This window comes from Alitabrizicola rongguiensis, from assembly GCF_021491355.1.
GTDB classification, from domain to species: domain Bacteria; phylum Pseudomonadota; class Alphaproteobacteria; order Rhodobacterales; family Rhodobacteraceae; genus Aliitabrizicola; species Aliitabrizicola rongguiensis.
This window is the reverse complement of sequence record NZ_JAKENF010000002.1, coordinates 610,396-629,964: the sequence shown is the minus strand read 5'-3', so window position 1 is coordinate 629,964 and position 19,569 is coordinate 610,396. Positions and strand designations below refer to the sequence as shown.

The 19,569-nt window shown below is 65.3% G+C and carries 20 protein-coding genes; 10 read left to right on the top strand and 10 right to left on the bottom strand.

The features are described from left to right. Positions 1-3 precede the first annotated feature (3 nt). Both murD and L0V05_RS08995 read left to right on the top strand, forming a co-directional pair. Entirely contained in the window at positions 4-1,407 is a 1,404-nt protein-coding gene (gene murD / locus L0V05_RS09000) for a UDP-N-acetylmuramoyl-L-alanine--D-glutamate ligase (protein ID WP_234869776.1), read from the top strand. Between the two features lie 130 nt (positions 1,408-1,537). Next, positions 1,538-2,119, top strand: a complete 582-nt coding sequence (locus tag L0V05_RS08995; RefSeq protein WP_234869775.1) for a hypothetical protein — start codon at positions 1,538-1,540, stop codon at positions 2,117-2,119. Between the two features lie 26 nt (positions 2,120-2,145). On the opposite strand, the gene L0V05_RS08990 is transcribed toward L0V05_RS08995, so the two are convergent. Further along, positions 2,146-3,357, bottom strand: coding sequence for an MFS transporter (locus tag L0V05_RS08990; protein ID WP_234869774.1), 1,212 nt, complete (start codon positions 3,355-3,357; stop codon positions 2,146-2,148). Positions 3,358-3,542: 185 nt separating this feature from the next. Here L0V05_RS08990 and L0V05_RS08985 point away from each other — a divergent pair, with 185 nt between their 5' ends. From L0V05_RS08985 to L0V05_RS08960, 6 genes are all read left to right on the top strand, one after another. After that, entirely contained in the window at positions 3,543-3,998 is a 456-nt protein-coding gene (locus tag L0V05_RS08985; protein ID WP_234869773.1) for a GFA family protein, read from the top strand. A gap of 140 nt (positions 3,999-4,138) precedes the next feature. After that, positions 4,139-5,305 carry a putative lipid II flippase FtsW gene (gene ftsW, locus L0V05_RS08980; protein ID WP_234869772.1) on the top strand — a complete coding sequence of 389 codons (1,167 nt, stop codon included), beginning with the start codon at positions 4,139-4,141 and terminating at the stop codon, positions 5,303-5,305. A 1-nt stretch (position 5,306) separates the two neighbouring features. Then, entirely contained in the window at positions 5,307-6,443 is a 1,137-nt protein-coding gene (locus L0V05_RS08975) for a UDP-N-acetylglucosamine--N-acetylmuramyl-(pentapeptide) pyrophosphoryl-undecaprenol N-acetylglucosamine transferase (protein ID WP_234869771.1), read from the top strand. Beyond that, entirely contained in the window at positions 6,440-7,846 is a 1,407-nt protein-coding gene (gene murC, locus L0V05_RS08970; RefSeq protein WP_234869770.1) for a UDP-N-acetylmuramate--L-alanine ligase, read from the top strand. Before L0V05_RS08975 ends, murC begins: the two co-directional genes overlap by 4 nt. 78 nt (positions 7,847-7,924) lie before the next feature. Further along, positions 7,925-8,191 (top strand): DUF2484 family protein, encoded by a 267-nt coding sequence (locus tag L0V05_RS08965; RefSeq protein ID WP_234869769.1) that lies wholly within the window; start codon positions 7,925-7,927, stop codon positions 8,189-8,191. Next, the gene (locus L0V05_RS08960) at positions 8,188-8,451 is read left to right on the top strand and encodes a DUF2484 family protein (RefSeq protein ID WP_234869768.1); all 264 of its coding nucleotides are present in this window, start codon (positions 8,188-8,190) and stop codon (positions 8,449-8,451) included. Before L0V05_RS08965 ends, L0V05_RS08960 begins: the two co-directional genes overlap by 4 nt. Positions 8,452-8,454: 3 nt before the next feature. On the opposite strand, the gene L0V05_RS08955 is transcribed toward L0V05_RS08960, so the two are convergent. The 5 genes from L0V05_RS08955 to L0V05_RS08935 all read right to left on the bottom strand — a co-directional run bounded on the left by L0V05_RS08955 (position 8,455) and on the right by L0V05_RS08935 (position 13,548). Further along, positions 8,455-9,549, bottom strand: coding sequence for an acetyl-CoA C-acyltransferase (locus L0V05_RS08955; RefSeq protein WP_234869767.1), 1,095 nt, complete (start codon positions 9,547-9,549; stop codon positions 8,455-8,457). After that, on the bottom strand, positions 9,546-10,700 hold the full coding sequence (locus tag L0V05_RS08950) for an AMP-binding protein (protein WP_234869766.1): 1,155 nt from the start codon (positions 10,698-10,700) through the stop codon (positions 9,546-9,548). Before L0V05_RS08950 ends, L0V05_RS08955 begins: the two co-directional genes overlap by 4 nt. Positions 10,701-10,703: 3 nt before the next feature. Continuing rightward, complete coding sequence (locus tag L0V05_RS08945) at positions 10,704-11,471, bottom strand: aldolase/citrate lyase family protein (protein ID WP_234869765.1); 768 nt, start codon at positions 11,469-11,471, stop codon at positions 10,704-10,706. Beyond that, entirely contained in the window at positions 11,471-11,914 is a 444-nt protein-coding gene (gene aroQ, locus L0V05_RS08940; RefSeq protein ID WP_234870575.1) for a type II 3-dehydroquinate dehydratase, read from the bottom strand. The genes L0V05_RS08945 and aroQ overlap by 1 nt, the downstream gene beginning before the upstream one ends. 125 nt (positions 11,915-12,039) lie before the next feature. Further along, positions 12,040-13,548, bottom strand: a complete 1,509-nt coding sequence (locus L0V05_RS08935) for a DUF1254 domain-containing protein (RefSeq protein ID WP_234869764.1) — start codon at positions 13,546-13,548, stop codon at positions 12,040-12,042. A 156-nt stretch (positions 13,549-13,704) separates the two neighbouring features. Between L0V05_RS08935 and pip the strand changes: the two genes are divergently transcribed. Then, positions 13,705-14,655: a prolyl aminopeptidase gene (gene pip, locus L0V05_RS08930; RefSeq protein WP_234869763.1), complete on the top strand. Its 951-nt coding sequence runs from the start codon at positions 13,705-13,707 to the stop codon at positions 14,653-14,655. 31 nt (positions 14,656-14,686) lie between these two features. Here pip and L0V05_RS08925 read toward each other — a convergent pair whose 3' ends face one another. From L0V05_RS08925 to metF, 3 genes are all read right to left on the bottom strand, one after another. Further along, positions 14,687-15,988 (bottom strand): prolyl oligopeptidase family serine peptidase, encoded by a 1,302-nt coding sequence (locus tag L0V05_RS08925; protein WP_234869762.1) that lies wholly within the window; start codon positions 15,986-15,988, stop codon positions 14,687-14,689. Positions 15,989-16,207: 219 nt separating this feature from the next. After that, positions 16,208-16,531: a putative quinol monooxygenase gene (locus L0V05_RS08920; protein ID WP_234869761.1), complete on the bottom strand. Its 324-nt coding sequence runs from the start codon at positions 16,529-16,531 to the stop codon at positions 16,208-16,210. A gap of 127 nt (positions 16,532-16,658) precedes the next feature. Beyond that, positions 16,659-17,525, bottom strand: a complete 867-nt coding sequence (gene metF / locus L0V05_RS08915) for a methylenetetrahydrofolate reductase [NAD(P)H] (RefSeq protein WP_234869760.1) — start codon at positions 17,523-17,525, stop codon at positions 16,659-16,661. Positions 17,526-17,628: 103 nt separating this feature from the next. On the opposite strand from metF, the gene L0V05_RS08910 reads away from it, so the two are divergent. Beyond that, the gene (locus tag L0V05_RS08910; protein WP_234869759.1) at positions 17,629-18,534 is read left to right on the top strand and encodes a LysR family transcriptional regulator; all 906 of its coding nucleotides are present in this window, start codon (positions 17,629-17,631) and stop codon (positions 18,532-18,534) included. On the opposite strand, the gene L0V05_RS08905 is transcribed toward L0V05_RS08910, so the two are convergent. After that, a complete protein-coding gene (locus L0V05_RS08905) occupies positions 18,531-19,556 on the bottom strand; it encodes an NADPH-dependent curcumin/dihydrocurcumin reductase (RefSeq protein ID WP_234869758.1) in 1,026 nt (341 codons plus the stop codon). The genes L0V05_RS08910 and L0V05_RS08905 overlap by 4 nt on opposite strands. Between the last annotated feature and the right edge of the window lie 13 nt (positions 19,557-19,569).

The window sequence follows — 19,569 nt, the reverse complement described above, 5'->3', positions numbered from 1 at the left end:
CAGATGATTCCGGTCACGGGCTATGAAGGGCGCAAGGTCGGCGTGCTGGGACTGGGCCGGTCCGGGCTTGCGACGGCCCGCGCCCTGATCGCCGGCGGCGCTGAGCCGGTGGTCTGGGACGACAGCCCCGAGGCCCGTGCCAAGGCCGAAGCCGAGGGCTTTGCCCCGATTGACCTGTCGCGAGGCGGGGTGATGGACGACCTGGCGGCGCTTGTCGTCTCGCCCGGCATACCGCATCTCTATCCGCAGCCCAACAAGGTGATCGCTCTGGCGCTGGACAGGGGCATCCCGGTCGACAACGACATCGGGCTGTTCTTCCGCTCCTTCGCCACCAAGGGCTGGGACAACTTCGATCAGGCCCCGCGCGTGGTTTGCGTCACCGGGTCGAACGGCAAGTCGACCACGACCGCGCTGATCCATCACATCCTGCAGGTCGCGGGTCGGCCGACGCAAATGGCCGGCAATATCGGGCGCGGCGTCCTCGACATCGATCCGGCGCAGGATGGCGAGGTGGTGGTGCTGGAACTGTCGAGCTACCAGACCGATCTGGCCCGGGCGCTGACCCCGGATATCGCGGTCTTCACCAATCTCTCGCCCGACCACCTCGACCGGCACAACGGCATGGGCGGCTACTTCGCCGCCAAGCGCCGGCTCTTTGCCGAGGGCGGACCGGACCGGGCGGTGATCGGCGTGGATGAACTCGAAGGTCGCTTCCTTGCCAACCAGATGTCCGAGGGCCCCGGGGATGACCGGGTGATCCGTATTTCCTCCGGCCAGAAGCTTGACGATCACGGCTGGACGGTCTTTGCCCGCAAGGGGTTTCTGGCCGAATGGCGAAAGGGCAGGCAGGTGGCCTCGATCGACCTGCGCGAAGTCTCAGGCCTGCCCGGCGCCCACAATCATCAGAACGCCTGCGCAGCTTATGCGGCCACCCGGGCGCTCGGGGTTGCCCCGAAACTGATCGAGCAAGCCTTTCACTCTTTTGCGGGACTTCCGCATCGCAGTCAGCTTGTGGGCGAAAGGGGTGGCGTGCGCTTCATCAATGACAGCAAGGCCACCAACGTGGACAGTGCCGCGAAGGCGCTTCAGGCCTTTCCGAAGATCCGCTGGATCGCCGGCGGCCTTGGCAAGGATGGCGGCATCACGGCGCTCTTGCCCTATCTGGACTCGGTGGTGAAGGCCTACCTGATCGGCCATTCGGCGCGCGATTTTGCCCTCCAGATCGGCGACACCCCGCACGAAATCTGCGAGACGATGGAGCGCGCCGTCGCGCGGGCGGCAGAAGAAGCAGAGGCGGGCGAGGTCGTGCTGCTTGCCCCCGCGGCCGCGAGTTTCGACCAGTATCCCAACTTCGAAAAGCGTGGCGAGGACTTCATGGCGCAGGTGAAGGCCCTGCTTCAGGCCTGACGCGGTCTCACAGCCTAACTGTCAGCCTGCCGTGTCGGCCTGGGGCTGCCGTCGTCCTCGGGCGTTCTTTCCAGACGTTTTCTGTGCTATGCTCCATGTGCAGCCAAGGTTCGAAAGGAAGGAGGGTTCGATGACCGCGCTTTTCCGTCTGAGCATGGGGCGATTGCCTTTCGTTGCCTGTCTCGCACCTGTCTTTCTCGCCGGTTGCAGCGACGAGTTCCTGATGACCAGCTACAAGGTCGCTCCCGAAAGCCCCGCTTTCGTGTCAGAGGTGCGGCGTGGGGATCGTCAGATATCGGAGATCTTCACCGGCACGCCCTGCCTGCTGACGGTCGACAATGACGCGACACCGTTGCAGTCGACGAAAAGCGGGACGCTCGGGCAGACAGGCTTCAACATCACGGTGAATTCCTCGAACCCGGCCAATGCGGCGACCAATGATCCGTCCTGTCCGGCGATCACCGCGCTTTCGATCAATGTCGGCGGCGCAAGCGAGGCGCTTGGGGTCGGAAGCACCACGGACCAGATGCGGCTTGCGGTCACGGTCGACGGTACCAACTACTCGACCGACTCGCCCGGCGGCTACTTCAAGTCCACCATCACCGGCCAAAACCGGTCGAATGATACGGTCAGCGCAAGCTTCGAGGGGATCGCGACCGCGCCGGGAAGCTCCTCGATGGTCGTGACGCAGGGCTCGTTCAACATCCGCTGAGCCGGGTGGCCGCAGGCATCCGGGGTCTAGCGGGCAACCGAAGGGGTCTGGGCGGCGTTCGGGAACGGCCTGAAGGTCATTGAGATGGCAAAGGCCATCAGGCCGAAGGCAAAGCTCGTGATGTAGAGCGCGCCGTATCCACCGGTCGTGTCGAAAATCCAGCCGCCGAGCAATGGGCCGCTGGCCATCCCGAGCGATCCGGCCATGCCGGTGCCGCCCATGATCGTTCCCATCATCTTCATCGGGAAGTTTTCGCGGATCAGCACGGCATAAAGCGGCATGATCCCGGCATAGATGAAGCCGAAGATCACTGCGACCGTGTAGAACTGCAGGAGTTCATGGGCGAAGAAATAGCCGAGCGCCCCGAAGGCCTGTGCCAGGAGCCCCGCCACCAGAACCCGCTTGGCGCCGAACCTGTCGCCCATCACGCCAAAGCCGATCCGGCCGAACAGTCCTGCAATGCCTTCAACCGAGTAGATCGACACGGCAACGATGGTCGTCAGGCCACAGAGTTCGGCATAGCTCACCGTATGAAAGATCGGGCCGGAATGGGTCGCACAGCAGAAAAAGTTGGTCGCCACCAGAACCAGGAAAGGCAGCGAGGTCAGAGCCTCGCGCACGGTCATGTCGTCTGACGGCCCCTCCTGCATCTTGACCGCGCTTTCCTCCTGCCGAGGTGGCGGGCGCAGCAGCAGCGCGGTCGGGATGTTTACCGCCGAGACGATCAGCGCGAGAATGGCCAGCACGGTGCGCCAGTCATTCGTTTGGATCAGACTGGCGACCAGGGGCGACATGGTCACAGGGGCAAGGCCCATCCCCGCCGACACGAGCGAGACGGCAAGGCTGCGCTGCGTCGTGAACCAGCCGGTGACCGTTGCCATCATCGGGGCGAAGAACGCCGCGACTGCCCCCCCGACAAGCCCGCCGAAGCAGAACTGGAACACCAGCAGGCTGGGCGCCCGGCTGGCAAGAAACAGGCTGGCCGCGAACAGGGCCGCCCCCGCCATGACCACCGGGCGGGCGCCGTAGCGGTCGGAAAGGGCGCCCCAGCCCATCGACGTGAGCGCCATGGCGAGAAATCCGATCGTCATGGCAGAAGAAATGCCCGTTCGGGACCAGCCCGTTGCCTCAGCCATCGGCGTCAGCAGGACCGGCAGGGCAAACAGCGCGCCCATCGCAACGCAGCCCATCAGGCCGCCTGCTGCGACAACGATCCAGCGATAGGCCGTCTGCGACATCCGAGCCTCCGTGGCCGCGAAACGAGCCCATTCGCGTCGCAGCCGGATGATGCGTTCAATCAGATGGCAATGATACACGATTCTCTGCGCAGCACATGTCACAGGCAGAAGTGCTCTCTGGTGCTTGTCGGCGGCCAGTGGCGAGGCGATGATACCAGAGGCGGCAGCGTGGAGGACAAAGGCAGATGGAAGGGCAATGCACCTGTGGCCACATCCGCTACCGGATGACCGACCGTCCTTTATTCGTTCATGCCTGCCATTGCAGTTGGTGCCAGCGAGAAACCGGATCGGCCTTTGCCCTGAACGCGCTGATCGAGACGAGCCGGCTCGAGGTCGATGGCGCGGTCGACTACGTCATGACGCCGTCAGCCTCTGGCAAGGGGCAGGAGATCGCGCGTTGTCCGGATTGCCTCGTCGCGCTCTGGTCGCACTATGGCAGCCTGCGCCGCAAGCTTGCTTTCGTCCGCGTCGGGACCCTGCGCGATCCCGCCGGATGCCCGCCCGATGTTCACATCTTCACCTCGACGAAACTGCCCTGGGTCCTGCTGCCCGAAGGCGTTCCGGCTTTTGAGGAATACTACAGCACCAGCCAGCTCTGGCCGGCTACCAGCCTCGCCCGCCGCGAGGCACTGAAGGCGTAAGCACAGCCGGGTTTTCGGCCGGGTTTTCTCTGGCCTTGCGCGGGCTTATCCGCTACTCTTCCGCCAGACCCGGAAAACCGGGCGATCGAGGCAGTGGCGGGGTGAGCAGCCCTGCATGAAGGCGGAACAGGCGACGCACCATGACTGAGATGGTCTATGGCTCCATGCCCGCACGGGTGGGCGAGCCGGTACTCCCCCGTTGGTGGCGAACGATCGACAAATGGTCGATGACTTCGATCATGATGCTTTTCGGCATCGGACTGCTTCTGGGCCTGGCGGCCTCGGTGCCGCTGGCGACGCGCAACGGCCTGGATCCCTTCCACTATGTCCAGCGCCAGGCAATCTTTGGCGGCATGGCGATGGTTGCGATGATGGCGACCTCAATGATGACGCCGCAACTGGTCCGCCGGCTGTCGGTGATCGGCTTCGGCATCTTCTTCGTGGCACTTTGCCTTCTTCCCTTCCTCGGAACCGATTTCGGAAAGGGGGCCACGCGCTGGTTCTCGATGGGCTTCCTGTCGTTCCAGCCGTCGGAGTTCCTCAAGCCCTTCTTCGTCGTCGTTTGCGCCTGGCTGATCGCAGCGGGGCAGGACCTGAACGGCCCGCCCGGAAAGCTGATCTCCTTTGTCGTCGCGGTGGTCGTCGTCGTCCTTCTGGCCCTGCAGCCCGACTTCGGGCAAGCGGCGCTGGTGCTGTTCGGCTGGGGAGTCATGTACTTCGTCGCAGGTGCGCCCTTCCTGCTCATTACCACGATTGGCGGGCTGGTTACGGCGGGCGGGATGTTTGCCTACGCCAATTCCGAACACTTCGCCCGCCGCATCGACGGCTTCCTGACCCCCGATGTCGATCCCCGTACCCAGCTTGGCTATGCGGCCAACGCCATCCAGGAGGGTGGTTTCTTTGGTGTTGGCGTGGGCGAGGGGCAGGTGAAGTGGTCGCTGCCCGATGCTCATACCGATTTCATCATCGCCGTCGCGGCCGAGGAATATGGCCTCGTGCTGGTTCTGATCATCATCGCCCTCTACGCGGCGATCACTGTCCGCTCGCTTTGGCGGCTGACGCGCGAGCGCGATCCGTTCAGCCGGCTGGCCGGAACCGGGCTTGCGTGTATGTTCGGCGTTCAGGCGATGATCAACATGGGCGTCGCTGTACGCCTGCTGCCTGCCAAGGGCATGACCTTGCCCTTCGTCAGCTACGGCGGGTCTTCAGTGATCGCCGCCGGAATAACGGTGGGCATGCTGCTTGCCTTCACGCGGCAGAGGCCGCAGGGCGAGATGGGCGACATCCTGTTCAAGCGGGGCCGGTAAGATGGCGGGGCGGGGCGAGCGCGCGCCGCTGCTGCTGATCGCAGCCGGCGGCACGGGCGGGCACATGTTCCCCGCCCAGGCCCTGGCCGAAGCGATGATTGCCAAGGGCTGGCGGGTAAAGCTGTCGACAGACGTGCGCGGCGCCCGATATGCCATCGCCTTTCCGGAACAGGTCGTGATCGAGGAAATCTCCTCGGCCACCTTCGCACGCGGCGGCGCGGCGGCGAAGTTGGCCGTGCCGTTCCGCATTGCCGGCGGAGTGCTTGGCGCAGCGGGGCAGATGCTGCGCGACCGGCCAACAGTCATTGTTGGCTTTGGCGGCTATCCGACGATCCCTGCGCTGTCCGCAGCGACGGTGTTGCGCATTCCCCGCATGATCCACGAACAGAACGGGGTGCTTGGCAAGGTCAACACCGCCTTCGTATCTCGCGTGGATGCAGTCGCCTGTGGCACGTGGCCGACCGCGTTGCCGACCGGGGTCGAGGGTATCCATACCGGCAATCCCGTGCGGCAGGCCGTGCTTGACCGGGCGGGGGCAGGGTACATCGCGCCGGGCGACTACCCGATGAGCCTTCTGGTGATTGGCGGCAGCCAGGGGGCGCGCATTCTTTCTGACGTGGTGCCCGCCGCCGTCGCGGCCTTGCCCGAAGCGCTGCGCATCCGGCTTCGCGTCGCCCACCAAGCGCGTGAGGAAGATGCCGAACGGGCGCAGGCCGCGTACGATGCCGCCGGTATCAAGGCCGAGATCGAGCCCTTCTTTACCGACATCCCGCGCCGCCTGTCCGAGGCGCAGCTGGTCATCTCGCGTTCTGGCGCTTCATCGGTCGCAGATATATCGGTGGTGGGCCGGCCTTCGATCCTCATCCCCTTCGCGGCAGCCACCGGCGACCATCAGGCCGCCAACGCCAGGGGCCTTTCTGACGCAGGGGCAGCAATCGTCATCCGGGAATCCGAGCTTGATCCCGCCGGGCTTTCCGGCCATATCGCCGCGATTTTGGGTAATCCTGCCAAGGCCGAGGCAATGGCGCGGGCCGCCCTGTCGCAGGGCCGACCCGATGCCACGGAGCGGCTCGTAGAGATTGTGGAACGACTGGCAGCCGGCATCCCGGCGGCCCAATACAAGAAAGGCGGCGCATGAACGCGGCAACCAAACTTCCGCTCGAACTGGGACCAATCCATTTCGTCGGCATCGGCGGCATCGGTATGTCCGGCATTGCAGAGGTGCTGATCACGCTCGGTTACACCGTGCAGGGGTCGGACGCGAAGGCCTCGAAGATCACCGACCGGCTGGTGGAACTTGGCGCGACCTTCTTCGAAGGCCAGCGGGCCGAGAATATCGGCGACGCGGCGGTGGTCGTCATCTCGTCCGCCATCAAGAAGGGCAACCCCGAACTGGAAGAAGCGCGCAAGCGCAAGCTGCCGGTGGTGCGCCGGGCCGAGATGCTGGCCGAACTGATGCGGCTGAAGTCGAACATCGCCATCGCCGGAACGCATGGCAAGACCACCACGACGACCATGGTCGCCACGCTGCTCGACAAGGGCGGCTTTGACCCGACCGTCATCAACGGCGGCATCATCCACGCCTATGGCTCCAATGCCCGCGCCGGGGCAGGGGAGTGGATGGTGGTCGAGGCCGATGAGTCGGACGGATCCTTCAACCGCCTGCCCGCCACAATCGCCATCGTCACCAACATCGACCCCGAACATATGGAGCATTGGGGCAGCTTCGACGCGCTGCGGAAGGGTTTCCTCGACTTCGTTTCGAACGTGCCCTTCTACGGACTGGCAGTCTGCTGCACCGACCATCCCGAGGTGCAGGCTCTGGTCGGCCGCGTCACTGATCGCCGGGTCGTGACCTTCGGTTTCAATGCGCAGGCGGATGTTCGCGCCCTGAACCTGCGGTTCGAGAACGGCACGGCGCATTTCGACGTCGCCCTTCAGAACGAGGGCGACAGCAGCATTATCGAGGGCATGACCCTGCCGATGCCGGGCGACCACAACGTGTCGAACGCATTGGCGGCGATTGCGGTTGCCCGCCATCTCGGCATGAAGAAAGAGGAAATCCGCGAGGCCCTGGCCAAGTTCGGTGGCGTCAACCGCCGCTTCACCAAGGTGGGCGAGGTGCTGGGCGGCGTCACCATCATCGACGATTACGGCCACCACCCGGTCGAGATCGCCGCTGTGCTGAAGGCCGCGCGTCAGGCAACCAAGGGGCGCATCATCGCCGTCCACCAGCCGCATCGCTATACCCGACTGTCGAACCTGTTCGAGGACTTCTGCACCTGCTTCAACGAGGCCGACGTCGTCGCCATCGCCGAGGTTTACGCTGCAGGCGAGGATCCGATCCCCGGAGCCACGCGAGACGATCTGGTCGCGGGCCTGATCGCCCACGGGCACCGCCACGCACGGGCAATCCTGTCGGAAGAGGATCTGGCGCGACTGGTCAAGGAGCAGGCACGACCGGGCGATATGGTCGTCTGTCTTGGCGCGGGCACGATCTCGGCCTGGGCCAATGCTCTGCCGGCGCGGCTTGGGGCCTGAGATGAGCGCCCTATCCCAAAGAACAATCGCCTTCCGCGTGTGGATTGCGCTACCCAGTGTCAGGGAGGAGACGCCGGCATGTCCGCTCCACTGACGCTCGCCTGCATCTGGGTGCTGGCCGCCACGGCCGTGGCCTTGCTGCCGTTCCGCCGCCAGATGGCGCCGGGATTGGCGCTGCTTATTGCCGCACCGGTGCTGATCGGCTGGATCGGCTGGGAACATGGCTGGGTCTGGGCTGCCCTGGCGCTGCTGGGGTTCGGGTCGATGTTCCGCCGGCCGCTGATTTACTTCGGTCGCAGGGCAGTCGGTCTGCCGGTCGAACGGGTCGGGGAGCAGAACCAATGAGCCTGTCTCTTGTTGCCGTCTGTATCTGGCTCATCGTCGCGAACGTGATTGCCATGCTGCCCAGCCGCGACCAGCATTGGCGCGCCGCCTATCTGCTGATCTCCGTCGGCATCCCCATTCTCGGCTGGGTCACCTACGAGAACGGCCCATGGATCGGCATGCTCGCGCTGGCTGCAGGCTCGTCGGTGCTGCGCTGGCCGCTGATCTATCTGTGGCGCGGTGTCCGCAAGCGAGTCTTCCAGCAAAGCCCGGCCGAATAGCGCTCAGTCCTGAACCAACAGGGCAGTGCCGATCCCGCCCGCCGCCGCGATGGCGGCTAGGCCGATCCCGCCCGACAGGTCGTGAAACAGCCTCGTAGCAAGGATCGCCCCCGACGCGCCGACCGGATGGCCGCGTGCCAGCGCCCCGCCACCGGGATTGACCCGTGCCGGATCAAGGCCCGCGCCAGAGATGCAGGCCATGGCCTGAACGGCATAGGCCTCCATGATCTCGGCCTGCCCGATGCGATCGGTCGCCACGCCCGCCTTTGCGAGACACGCCTTGATCGCCGGAATTGGGGCAAGACCCGGTTCATCGGGCCGGGCGCCGAGTGTGACGCCGCCCAGAATGCGCAACGCCTTGGGGGCACGCCGCATCAGCTTGTCCGAGACAACGAGGCACAGCGCCGCCCCGTCTGCCGCCACTGCCGCCGTCGCCGCGGTGATGCTGCCGGCGATGGGGCGTGCCCGTGCCGCGATCGCCGGCGACAGCCTGCGGGTAAAGGCATCATCGGTCAGGCCGGCAAGTGGTATGATTTCGGAACGCAGCCGCTCCTGCGCCGCGAGGGCCTTGGCGTGGCTGGACACGGCCCAGGCCTCTTGCTCGGCACGGGCGATGCCGAGGCGTTCGGCAAGCGCCGCGGATGCCGCCGCCATATCGGGGTCGCGATCTGGCCAGGGCGTGAAGCGCGCCTGATCATAGGCCGTCGGTGCGCCCCCGGCAGGATCGGTGCGCAGCCGCAACGGGCGACGCGAATAGCTCTCGCTCCCGCCTGCCAGAACGGCATCGGCCTGACCTGAATTGACCAAAGCAGCCGCCAAGAGGATCGCGTCGAGCCCGCCGGCGCATTGCCGGTCGATCGTCAGCCCGGCCACGCGCTCGGGCAGACCTGCGGCGAGCGCCGCGAGACGCGCGGGGTTGCCGCCTTCGCCCAGGACGTTCGACAGGATCATCTCGTCCACCTGATCCGGTGCCAGTCCCGCGGCGGCCAGACAGGGGGCCACAAGCGGCGCCGCAAGTTCGTGGGCGTGCAGCCCGGCAAGGCCACCGCCACGCGATGCGACAGGGGTGCGGAAGGCTGCCGTGATCCATGCGTTCACGGCAGCGCGCGCTCCAGCGCCGCTAGGTCTGTCTTGCCGGATGGGAGCAAAGGCCAGTCGGCTATGCGATGGATGCGGCGGGGCGCGGCCAGCGGCCCAAGCTGGCAGCGGCAGGCTGAAAGCACCGCTTCCACGTCACCCCCTGCGACAAAGGCCTCGATGACATGGCCACGCCGTTGGTCCGGGCGGGCGAGGGCGGCGGCGCGGGTTACACCCGGAAGGGACAGAAGAAAGCTCTCGACAGCCTCGGGAAAGACGTTCTGGTCGGCCACCGTGACCATCCTGCCCGCGCGGCCGTGCAGGTAGAGGTATCCATCCTCGAGCCGCCCGTACTCTCCGATCGACAACCAGTCTTCCTGCCACTGGGCCGGTCCTGGATCGCCGGCATACCCCTCGAACAGGTAGGGGGACCGCACCCAGATCTCACCGTCGCGAATATCCAGCTCGGTGCCCGGATAGACACGCCCCACCGACCCTTCCGGTGTGTCGGGGTCGGAAAGCGTGATGAAGCTTGCCTCGGCCGCGCCGTAGAATTCGCACAGCCGGGCGTTCGGCGCGATGCTGCCGACCAAGGCGCAAGTGGCCGGATCAAGCTTTGCCCCGCCACAGAGGACAAGCCGAAGGCTGGGCAGCTGCACGCCAGCCTCTGTGATCAGGCGCAACTGCACTGGACTGGCATAAAGCATCTCAATGCCGCGGACTTGGATGGCTTGAGCCTGATGATCCGGGCGCAGCATGTCGAGCGGGTGCAGTTCGCCGCCTAGATGCAGCGTTTCGATAGAGCCATAGAGCGCCAACGACTGCACCAGTTGCCCAGGAATCCCGACCCGGCAACCTGGACCGAGGCCGAACAGCCGCGCGTTGACCTCGAAACTCGCGATCCAGGAAGCGTGCGCGCGGCGGATGCGGCGGGGGCTGCCGGTAGAGCCGGAGGTAAGCGTTTCAATGACCGGGCCGGGGGGAGGTGGCGGACCGTCGCCACCAATGCGGAAGGCCAGTCCTGCCGCTGCGGCAGCCATGGCCTGTTTCAGGGCCTCTGCCGCCGGGCGTGCCGGGATCACCGGCTTCAGGTCGGCTCCAACCCCGTTGCTGGAACCCTCGGCGGTTACGATCCGAGCGGCGGGATGCCAGCGGAATCGCTCGGATGTCATGGCTCAGGCGCCGCGGAACTCTGCCGCCAGCCGGCGGGCGGCAAGCACGAGCAGGTGCAGGTCGACGCCGACGGCGGTGAAGGTCGTGCCAAGCTCGATGCAGCGGCGGGCGAAGGTTACGTCGGTTGCAAGGATTCCGGCGGCCTTTCCGGTCGCCACAATGCGGGGGATCGCGGCCTCGATCGCGGCAACGACCTCGGGGTGCCCCGGCTCGCCGGGATGTCCCATGCTGGCGGCTAGATCGGACGGGCCGATGAAGAGGCCGTCCACCCCATCGACCGCGGCAATCTCCTCGATCCGGGTCAAGGCGGTGTCCGTCTCGACCTGCAAGAGCAGGCACAGTTCGGTCTCGGCACGCTTGAGGTAGCCATCGACAGCGCCGTAGCCGGAGGCCCGCGTCATGTAGGAAACGCCGCGGATGCCTCGGGGCGCGTAGCGGATCGCAGCCACCGCCGCTTCCGCCTCGGCGCGGGTCTGGACATAGGGAATGAGGAGCGACTGAGCGCCGAGGTCTAGCAGGCGCTTGATCAGCACCGGATCATTCGCCGCCGGCCGGACGAGCGACGACGGGCCATGGCCAACCATCGCCTGCATCATCGCCATCGTATCGGGAATGTCGGTCAGCGAATGCTCGGTATCGATCAGCACCCAGTCGTAGCCGCATGTTGCCAGCGCTTCGGCAGGGACGGGTCCGGGAATGGTGCACCACATGCCGATCTGCGAGCGGCCCTCGGCCAGGGCCTGCTTGAAGCGGTTCTTCGGCAGATCCATCATTTGCCTCCAATCAGGGAGGCGATGCGGCGCAGGGCGAGAGGGTAGCCTTCGATCCCGAAACCGGCGATCACACCGTCTGCGCGAAGCGAGACATAGGAATGGTGGCGGAAGCTCTCGCGCTTGTGGATGTTGGAGATATGGACCTCAAGCACCGGTCCTTCGAAGGTATTGAGTGCATCGAGGATGGCAATCGAGGTGTGGGTCAGCGCCCCGGCGTTGATGATGATAGCCGCGCCTTCCCCCCGTGCTTCGTGGATCCAGTCGATCAGCTGGCCTTCGTGGTTCGACTGGTGGAAGCGGATCGTCAGGCCGAGTTCCTCCGCAAGCGCCGCACAGGCCTCTGCAACATCCTCGAGCGTCGCGCGGCCATAGATCTCGGGCTGGCGGTGGCCAAGCAGGTTCAGGTTGGGTCCGTTCAGAATATAGATCGGTTTCGGCATAAGGGCGTCCTTGCGGTTTGGCGCGACGATAGCCGATCCGGGCGAAAGGGCAAACGGCATCGGGGAAGCCGGAACGGAAATGGCCGCCCCGCAAGGAGGGCGGCCCAAACCTTCAACGCGGCGGCTTACTCGACCAGTTCGAGATCGCCCGGCTTCCAGCTCTTGTCGAACCAGGGTTCAAGCGGCCCGTAAAGCCGGAGGAGTGTGTTCCAGCCCTTGCCTGGCATGGTCTGGACCCAGTTTTCTTCTTCACCCTCGGGCGCCATCGGGCCGAACCAGACGGTGACCGAACCGTCAGCCCCAACCTTCAACTTCTTGTTTGTGCTGTCGACGCCGGCCAGCTTCTGGTCGGTTTCAAGCAGCGAGCGTGTGTCGTTGTCATAGACGACGAAGGACCAGAAATCCTTGGCCGGGATCGGGCCGGGCAGGGTGACCTTGTAGGTCTTGCCGCCGTCAAGTGCCTCGCCCTTGGCATCGCGCACGGCCACGGCATAGGCCGAACCCTCGCCGACCTTGGCGAAGGACATCGCAGGGGTGATGCCGGTGGCATAGTAGAAGAACATCGTACGGGCATCGAGCAAGCGCGCCGCACCATCGAGGAACTCGTAGCTGCCGCCGACGAAGGGCGTCGACCACTGCCGGTCGGGATAGTATTTCACCGCCGGGTCGCGGCTGTCGAACAGGATGGTGCGGGCGGTTGCGTTGCCGACAGCCACGGCTTCGGTCAGGATCTTCTTCATGCGCTCGTCTGGCGCAAAGGGCTGGCCCTTGCGGATGCCGATCGAGGCGTAAAGCCCGACCTGATCGGGATCGACGAAATCGGCCGGCTCGGCCTGCACGACCTGGTTCAGCTCTTCGAAGAAGCTGAAATCGTTGGCGCTGATCGTGTTGAACTTCAGTCCCGAGGTGTTGATGAACGCGACCTTGGCGGGGGTGCCGGAGGCGGCGGACAGCGGGTAGAGGTTCGCGTTCTCCTTCACGTGATTCACCGCTGCGGCGATGTCGCCGTCCTTCACGAAGACACGGAAGAAGATGATCTGCGTGTTGGTGCGGGGCTTGGCGACGAAGTAACCCTCGCTCGGCACCTCACCCTTGTAGCCGGGCGGCACGAACATGTATTTCCCGCCCTTGCCCTTGTCCGGGCCGGTGAGGCCGATGTCGGTCACCCAACGGAAGTCGGCATCGTCGACCGGGCCGAGAACACCCGTCGGCACATCGAAGACGATGGGGCCGCCGCTCAGGTCGAGACAGGCAAAAGCGTAGACCGTGGTCGTGTTCGGTGTCAGGAACAGGCTGCGGGCATCCATCAGGTCTTCGGTGATGCCGATGGCCTGGTTCGCCTTGATTCCTGCGCTTTCAAGGCCGTTGCACATGGCGCGGACCGAGGTGGCAGAGATACCGGTCATAAAGGCCTGTACGCCCCGCATGAAGTCGAGGTTGTCGTAAATCTTCGCCGCCGTCTCGCTGTCCGGCACACCTTTGCTGAACTTGAGTGTTCCGATGCGGCTCTCGACGCTGTTAGGGGTGGTTATCTTGCTGGGGACGTCAGCCTTGAACTTAGGCTCGGCATGCAATGTGCCGACGCCAAGGAACAAAGCCACGAGCGTCGCCGTAAATGATCCGCCAAATCTCATTGCGATACATCCTCCTGATCCAATGACCGCGATCCAGTCTAGATGCACAGATAGGCCGTAGGGAACTGGCAGCGGCATTCCGGCGCCGTCCGTTCTTGCCCCTGCGCGCCATTTGCGATCATCTCGACACTGAAATCAGCCAAGGAGGCGGCACAGATGGAGACCCCGCGCGAGTTCTATCCGCCGATCGAGCCCTATGAGACGGGGCGGATGGAGGTCGGCGACGGCCATGTGATCTATTGGGAACGGGTCGGAACACCGGGTGCGACGCCAGCCGTTTTCCTGCATGGCGGACCTGGAGGAGGATGCGAACCCGATCACCGCCGGTTCTTCGACCCGTCGCGCTATGACGTCCTGCTGTTCGATCAACGCGGCTGCGGTCGCTCGACCCCTTACGCGGAACTCGAGGCGAACACGACCTGGCATCTGGTTGCCGACATCGAGAGGTTGCGCGCGCTGGTCGGATGCGAGACATGGGTGGTCTTTGGCGGGTCATGGGGGGCAACGCTGGCTCTCGCTTATGCCGAGACCCATCCCGAGCGGGTGCGCGCCCTGATCGTGCGGGGCATATATACGGTCACGAAGGCCGAGATCGACTGGTACTACCGCTATGGCGTGTCCGAGATGTTTCCCGACGCCTGGGAGAGATTCCTTGCCCCCATTCCCGAGGTGGAGCGGGACGATCTTGTCGCGGCCTACCGTCGGAGGCTGACCTCACCCGACCCGGAGGTGAGGCGGGTGGCGGCGCAGGCCTGGTCGACCTGGGAAGGCACAACGATCACCCTCCTGCCACGCCCCGCGCTGGTCGAACATTTCGGCGAGGCGCATTTTGCCGAGGCCTTCGCCCGGATCGAGAACCACTTCTTCTTCCACGACTGCTGGCTCAAGGAGGGTCAGCTCCTGCGCGACGCGCGCCGCCTGCACGGCATACCCGGCGCGATCATCCACGGCCGCTATGACATGCCCTGCCCGGCGCGGACGGCGTTCGAGCTGCACAAGGCCTGGCCCGAGGCGGCGTTCCACCTGATCGAGGGCGCGGGCCATGCCGCCTCGGAGCCCGGCATCCGCGATGCGCTCATCCGGGCGACGGACCGGTTTGCGGGATGAAGCCGGTCCATGATCCTGCCCCTCTGCCGGGTCAGCCCGGCTTGACCTGCTGCAGGATCCAGTCGCGGATCGCTGGAATATCATAAGCGATGCGCCATGTGTTGACGTGGTTTGCCCCCGGATTGTCGACCTGCCCCGGAGGAACCACGGTGCCCTTCTGCAGGACGGAGTAGTTTACCGTCTTGCCCTGTGCGGCCTGCTCGGCGACGGCCTTGTCCAGGGTGGCAGCATCCGACGTGCCGTCCCAGATCGCCTCGGAATGCGCGGTACCTTCCGCCTCGATCACCTTCATGATCGCGTTCTGGCCGGGGAAGGCCTTGGCGTCGCCCTCGGCCACGACGACCCAGAGCCTCTGGCGGGCGAGGGGCTGCACCACCGCCGGATCCCACTGACAGGCCACGAGGAAGGCGGCGGCAAAGAGGTCGGGGTGCCGCACCATCATCGCGATCGACATCATGCCTCCGCCGGATTGGCCGGTCACATAGATGCGCTTCCGGTCCACGTTCCGCGTGGCGGCGATATGGTCCAGAAGGTGCAGCGTCGTGTCGAGAAGAGAGGTGGCCTGCGAGTCGTCGTTGACTGTCTGGCTGGCATATTGCGGGGCCAGGACAAGGCAGGCATGGCGCGCCTGATCCTCGGGTGAGGCCCAGCCGATCGCACCCAGGCCCTGAACAAGGGTCGTATCGATCACCGGGCTGGTATTGCCGGCGTCATGCATGAAAAGGACAAGTGGCAGCGCCGCCTGCGGGTCGCGGTCCTTCGGCTCGAAAAGGTTGTACGCCAGCGTGTCGCCAGTCTTGGCATCGTGGAACTGGTCCTGCAGGAAATTATCGACGACGAGGTTGACTGCGGCGTCGGTCGGGATCGAGCGGGGGATCGTGTTGAAGTCCGGCGGCCCCGAGGGCGGGCCGGATTCCGGAGTGACCGGCGCGCCTCCGGGCGTGATCGTGACTGTCGTCGCGGCCGGATGGCGGGTCGTTGTGCGGCCGTCCGTGACGAAAAGCTGGGCGGCGGCATCGTCCGGCGACAGATCCAGCATGATCCAGTGGCCGTACTGGGCTTCGACACCGGGTTCCGTTGCAGCATAGACCCGGGTGATTGTCCGGCCCTCGACGCTGTAAAGTGCCGGATTCAGCGCTTCCGCCTCGACCGGGCGGTCCTGTTCGATGGCGACGCCGATCAGCCGCTGGCCGTTGCCGAAGACCCTTGTGACGGCCGTGGCACCCAGGATGTAAGGCGGCGCGCCGGTCGCCTTGGCCAGGGCCGGGCGGATGGGAAGAAAGGCGGAGACGGTAAGGCCCAGACCGGCGAGCAGGACGTGGCGACGTTGCAATGAAAGATCCTTCGTATCGGAGTGTACGTCAAACGCGGCTGGTGCCGTTTTCTGTCGGCTGCTCCGGACTTATGGTTGGAAGAAGTGACAACGCCTTGCAATATATACGTTGTTTGTCATAAATGGTCGGAGCCCGAGCTCCAGTCATCGCGCCTCTGATGCCGCCATCGGAGCGCACGGCCTCCAGAAAATTCCCTGGTTTGTACGGCAGAGACGTCATCAATCTGCCGTGACGTTGTACTCGCGGCGTATATGGGCGGTGGCGCGGAACCACTCTGACGCGCGCGTTCGGATCTGGTGGTGGTCAAAGGCGGCACGGTCCGCGAAGAGCTCTTCGACCCGCCAGACCAGGGGGTCGTCGGTCGGCGTGACCGCGAAGCAGAGGCATCCCGGCTCGGCGCGGGACAGCCGTTCGTGGTTGGGCAGGTGCAGACGCACGAGATCGGCATCCGCCGGAGTGTCGCAGCGGAGGAGGCCCGCAAGGCGGACGGGGCCACGCCCAGGTTCGACCGATCTTCCGGGTTTCACGGGGCTGTCTGTCATGGCATGACCCTACAGCGGCGGACGCCGACAGATCAAATGCTGGAGAGCAGAAAAAAATGGGGGACCATCCGGCCCCCCAGTTCGCGCAACAAGGGGGCCAGGGAGGGCCCCTTGGACGCCTGACCTCTCAGGCAACCTTTTCCAGCGCAGGTTGCGCCGTGATACCGAGCGCGTGGCAGACCTCGCGCGTCAGGTGGGGGCGGTTCAGGGTGTAGAAGTGCAGGTCTTCCACCCCTTCCGAAATCAGCGTGTCGCACAGCTCGGTGCACAGCGCGACAGACAGGAGTTCCTCACGTTCGTCGCGGGCCGCTGCGCGGAACGCCTCGTCCAGCCAGCCAGGCACCTGCGCGCCGCAGCGGGCGGCAAAGCGCTTCACGCCCGCCCAGTTCTCGATGGGCAGAATGCCGGGGATGATCGGCGCGGTGATCCCTTCCTTGGCGCAAAGATCGCGGAAGCGCAGGAAGGTCTCGGGTTCGAAAAAGAACTGCGTGATCGCGGAAGAGGCGCCGGCCTCGATCTTGCGCTTGAGCCAGCGGACATCGGCGAGGGTGTCGGCGGCGTCGGGGTGGGGCTCGGGGTAGGCGCCAACGCGCAGGTTGAAATGGCCTGTCGCCGCAAGAGCCTCAATCAGTTCGACCGAATTGGCGAAACCCTCGGGATGGGCGGTGAAACGTGTTGCGCCCTTCGGCGCATCGCCCCGCAGTGCAACGATCTCGGTTACGCCGGCCTCGGCGTAGCAGCGGGCGATGTCCAGCGTCTCGGTCCGCGTGGCATCCACGCAGGTCAGATGGGCGGCGACATTCAGGCCGGTTGCCCGCCCGATCGTGGTGACGGCTTCATGCGTCAGCTTCCGCGTCGTGCCGCCGGCACCATAGGTGACCGACACAAATTCCGGGCGGAGAGGCGCCAGCATCTGCACCGTCTCCCACAGCCGGAACGACGCCTCTAGCGTCTGGGGCGGGAAGAACTCGAATGAAACGCGGGGTGCAGGCATAGATCGACTCCTTGGGTCCACTTCTCGGACACCCCCTTGTCCCAGATTTCCGAATGTGAGACCAATTCATAATTCTCAAGATCAATATGAGGATCACCACAAGATGCACCTCGAGTTCCGTCATCTGCGCACCATCCGCGCAATCCAGCAGGCCGGCGGCCTCGCCCGGGCGGCCGAAATGCTGAACATGACCCAGTCGGCGCTGTCGCATCAGGTGAAGGGACTGGAGGATCAGGCGGGGGTGGAGCTGTTCGTGCGTCGCTCGAAGCCGATGCGGCTGTCGGCGGCCGGTCTGCGGATGCTGAAGCTGGCAGAGCGCATCCTTCCCGAGATCGACGCGCTGGAGGAAGAATTCCGGGCTTTGAAGTCGGGCAAGACCGGGCGGCTGCACATCGCCATCGAATGCCATGCCTGCTTCGACTGGCTGTTCCTGGTGCTGGAGCAGTTCCGCCACGCCTGGCCCGAGGTGGATGTGGACATCCGCGCGGGGCTTGCCTTCGAGGCAATGCCGGCGCTCCTGCGCGAGGAGGTGGATCTGGTGATCTCCTCCGATCCCGTGCGGTTGGAGGGCGTCGTCTACAATCCGCTCTTCGACTATCATCCAACCTTTGTTGCCTCGTCGCAGAATCCGCTGGCAACGAAGGACTGGATCGGGGCTGAGGATTTTCGCGACGAGATCCTCATCACCTACCCGGTGAGCCGCGACAAGCTTGACGTCTTCACCGAACTCCTGACCCCGGCGCGGGTCGAGCCGCGAGGGCAGAGGCCGGTGGAGCTGACGGCGGTGATCCTGATGCTGGTCGGATCGAACCGCGGGGTGGCGGTGCTGCCCGACTGGGTCCTGCGTGACGTAAGATCAAATGCAGACTATGTGACCCGACCGCTTGGCCCCGAAACGATCACGCGGCGGCTTTATGCCGCCACGCGCGAGGATGACGCGACCAAGCCCTTCATGGCGCATTTCCTGCGGCTCGGACGGAGCGAGCCGGTGAAGCTCCAGCGGGCCTAAGCCGCGACGCGGATCAGGAGCTTGCCGAAGTTCCGGCCGTTCAGAAGGTCAACGAAGGCGCGCGGCGCGTTTTCGAGGCCATCAACGATGTCCTCGCGGTATTTCAGCCGTCCTTCGGCGATCCAGCGCGAGGCCTCGGCATGGAAGGCCGGGAACTGGTCGGCGAATTCGCGCTGGATGAAGCCGCGGAGCGTCAGGCTTTTCGTCAGTATGGCGCGCATCAGACCCGGCAGGCGGTCGGGGCCGTCGAACACGGCAGGGCCGAGGTTGTACTGGGCGATCAGGCCGCAGACCGGGATGCGGGCAAAGGTGTTGAGAAGCGGGAACACCGCGTCCCAGACCGCACCGCCGACATTCTCGAAATAGACATCGATCCCGGCCGGGCAGGCGGCGGCCAACTGAGCAGCGAAATCGGGGGCGCGGTGATCGACGACGGCATCGAAGCCAAGCTCGTCATGGACATAGGCGCATTTCTCCGGCCCGCCGGCGATGCCGATGGCGCGGGCGCCCTTGATCCGGGCGATCTGGCCCACGACGGACCCAACAGCGCCGCTCGCCGCCGCGACGACGACCGTCTCGCCCGGTTTCGGCTGGCCGAGGGTGAGAAGGCCCGCATAGGCAGTGAACCCCGGCATCCCGAGCACGCCGAGCGCCGTGCTGGGCGGCGCGGCGGCGGGATCCAGCTTGCGCAAGCCCGCGCCGTTGGCCACTGCATGGGTCTGCCAGCCGGAATGGGACAGGACCAGATCGCCCTCGGCCAAACCGGGATAGCGCGAGCGGATCACCTGACCGACCGTGCCCCCTTCCATTACCGCGCCGACCTCGACCGGGGCGGCGTAGGATTTCTCGGCGCTCATCCGACCGCGCATGTAGGGATCGAGCGACAGGTAGAGGATCTTGATCAGCACCTGACCCTCACCCGGCTCGGGGATCGACGCGGTGTCAAAGCGGAAATCCGTCTGGCGCGGCATCCCGTCGGGGCGGGCGGCCAAAAGGATGCGGGTGTTGAAGCCTTCGGCCATGATGGACGCCCTT

What these genes read in the sequence shown, in the direction of transcription:
- murD (WP_234869776.1), top strand. Translation starts at nt 4, where the DNA reads ATGATTCCGGTCACGGGCTATGAAGGGCGCAAGGTCGGCGTGCTGGGA.
- L0V05_RS08995 (WP_234869775.1), top strand. Translation starts at nt 1,538, where the DNA reads ATGACCGCGCTTTTCCGTCTGAGCATGGGGCGATTGCCTTTCGTTGCC.
- L0V05_RS08990 (WP_234869774.1), bottom strand. Translation starts at nt 3,357, where the DNA reads ATGTCGCAGACGGCCTATCGCTGGATCGTTGTCGCAGCAGGCGGCCTG.
- L0V05_RS08985 (WP_234869773.1), top strand. Translation starts at nt 3,543, where the DNA reads ATGGAAGGGCAATGCACCTGTGGCCACATCCGCTACCGGATGACCGAC.
- ftsW (WP_234869772.1), top strand. Translation starts at nt 4,139, where the DNA reads ATGACTGAGATGGTCTATGGCTCCATGCCCGCACGGGTGGGCGAGCCG.
- L0V05_RS08975 (WP_234869771.1), top strand. Translation starts at nt 5,307, where the DNA reads ATGGCGGGGCGGGGCGAGCGCGCGCCGCTGCTGCTGATCGCAGCCGGC.
- murC (WP_234869770.1), top strand. Translation starts at nt 6,440, where the DNA reads ATGAACGCGGCAACCAAACTTCCGCTCGAACTGGGACCAATCCATTTC.
- L0V05_RS08965 (WP_234869769.1), top strand. Translation starts at nt 7,925, where the DNA reads ATGTCCGCTCCACTGACGCTCGCCTGCATCTGGGTGCTGGCCGCCACG.
- L0V05_RS08960 (WP_234869768.1), top strand. Translation starts at nt 8,188, where the DNA reads ATGAGCCTGTCTCTTGTTGCCGTCTGTATCTGGCTCATCGTCGCGAAC.
- L0V05_RS08950 (WP_234869766.1), bottom strand. Translation starts at nt 10,700, where the DNA reads ATGACATCCGAGCGATTCCGCTGGCATCCCGCCGCTCGGATCGTAACC.
- L0V05_RS08945 (WP_234869765.1), bottom strand. Translation starts at nt 11,471, where the DNA reads ATGGATCTGCCGAAGAACCGCTTCAAGCAGGCCCTGGCCGAGGGCCGC.
- aroQ (WP_234870575.1), bottom strand. Translation starts at nt 11,914, where the DNA reads ATGCCGAAACCGATCTATATTCTGAACGGACCCAACCTGAACCTGCTT.
- L0V05_RS08935 (WP_234869764.1), bottom strand. Translation starts at nt 13,548, where the DNA reads ATGAGATTTGGCGGATCATTTACGGCGACGCTCGTGGCTTTGTTCCTT.
- pip (WP_234869763.1), top strand. Translation starts at nt 13,705, where the DNA reads ATGGAGACCCCGCGCGAGTTCTATCCGCCGATCGAGCCCTATGAGACG.
- L0V05_RS08920 (WP_234869761.1), bottom strand. Translation starts at nt 16,531, where the DNA reads ATGACAGACAGCCCCGTGAAACCCGGAAGATCGGTCGAACCTGGGCGT.
- metF (WP_234869760.1), bottom strand. Translation starts at nt 17,525, where the DNA reads ATGCCTGCACCCCGCGTTTCATTCGAGTTCTTCCCGCCCCAGACGCTA.
- L0V05_RS08910 (WP_234869759.1), top strand. Translation starts at nt 17,629, where the DNA reads ATGCACCTCGAGTTCCGTCATCTGCGCACCATCCGCGCAATCCAGCAG.
- L0V05_RS08905 (WP_234869758.1), bottom strand. Translation starts at nt 19,556, where the DNA reads ATGGCCGAAGGCTTCAACACCCGCATCCTTTTGGCCGCCCGCCCCGAC.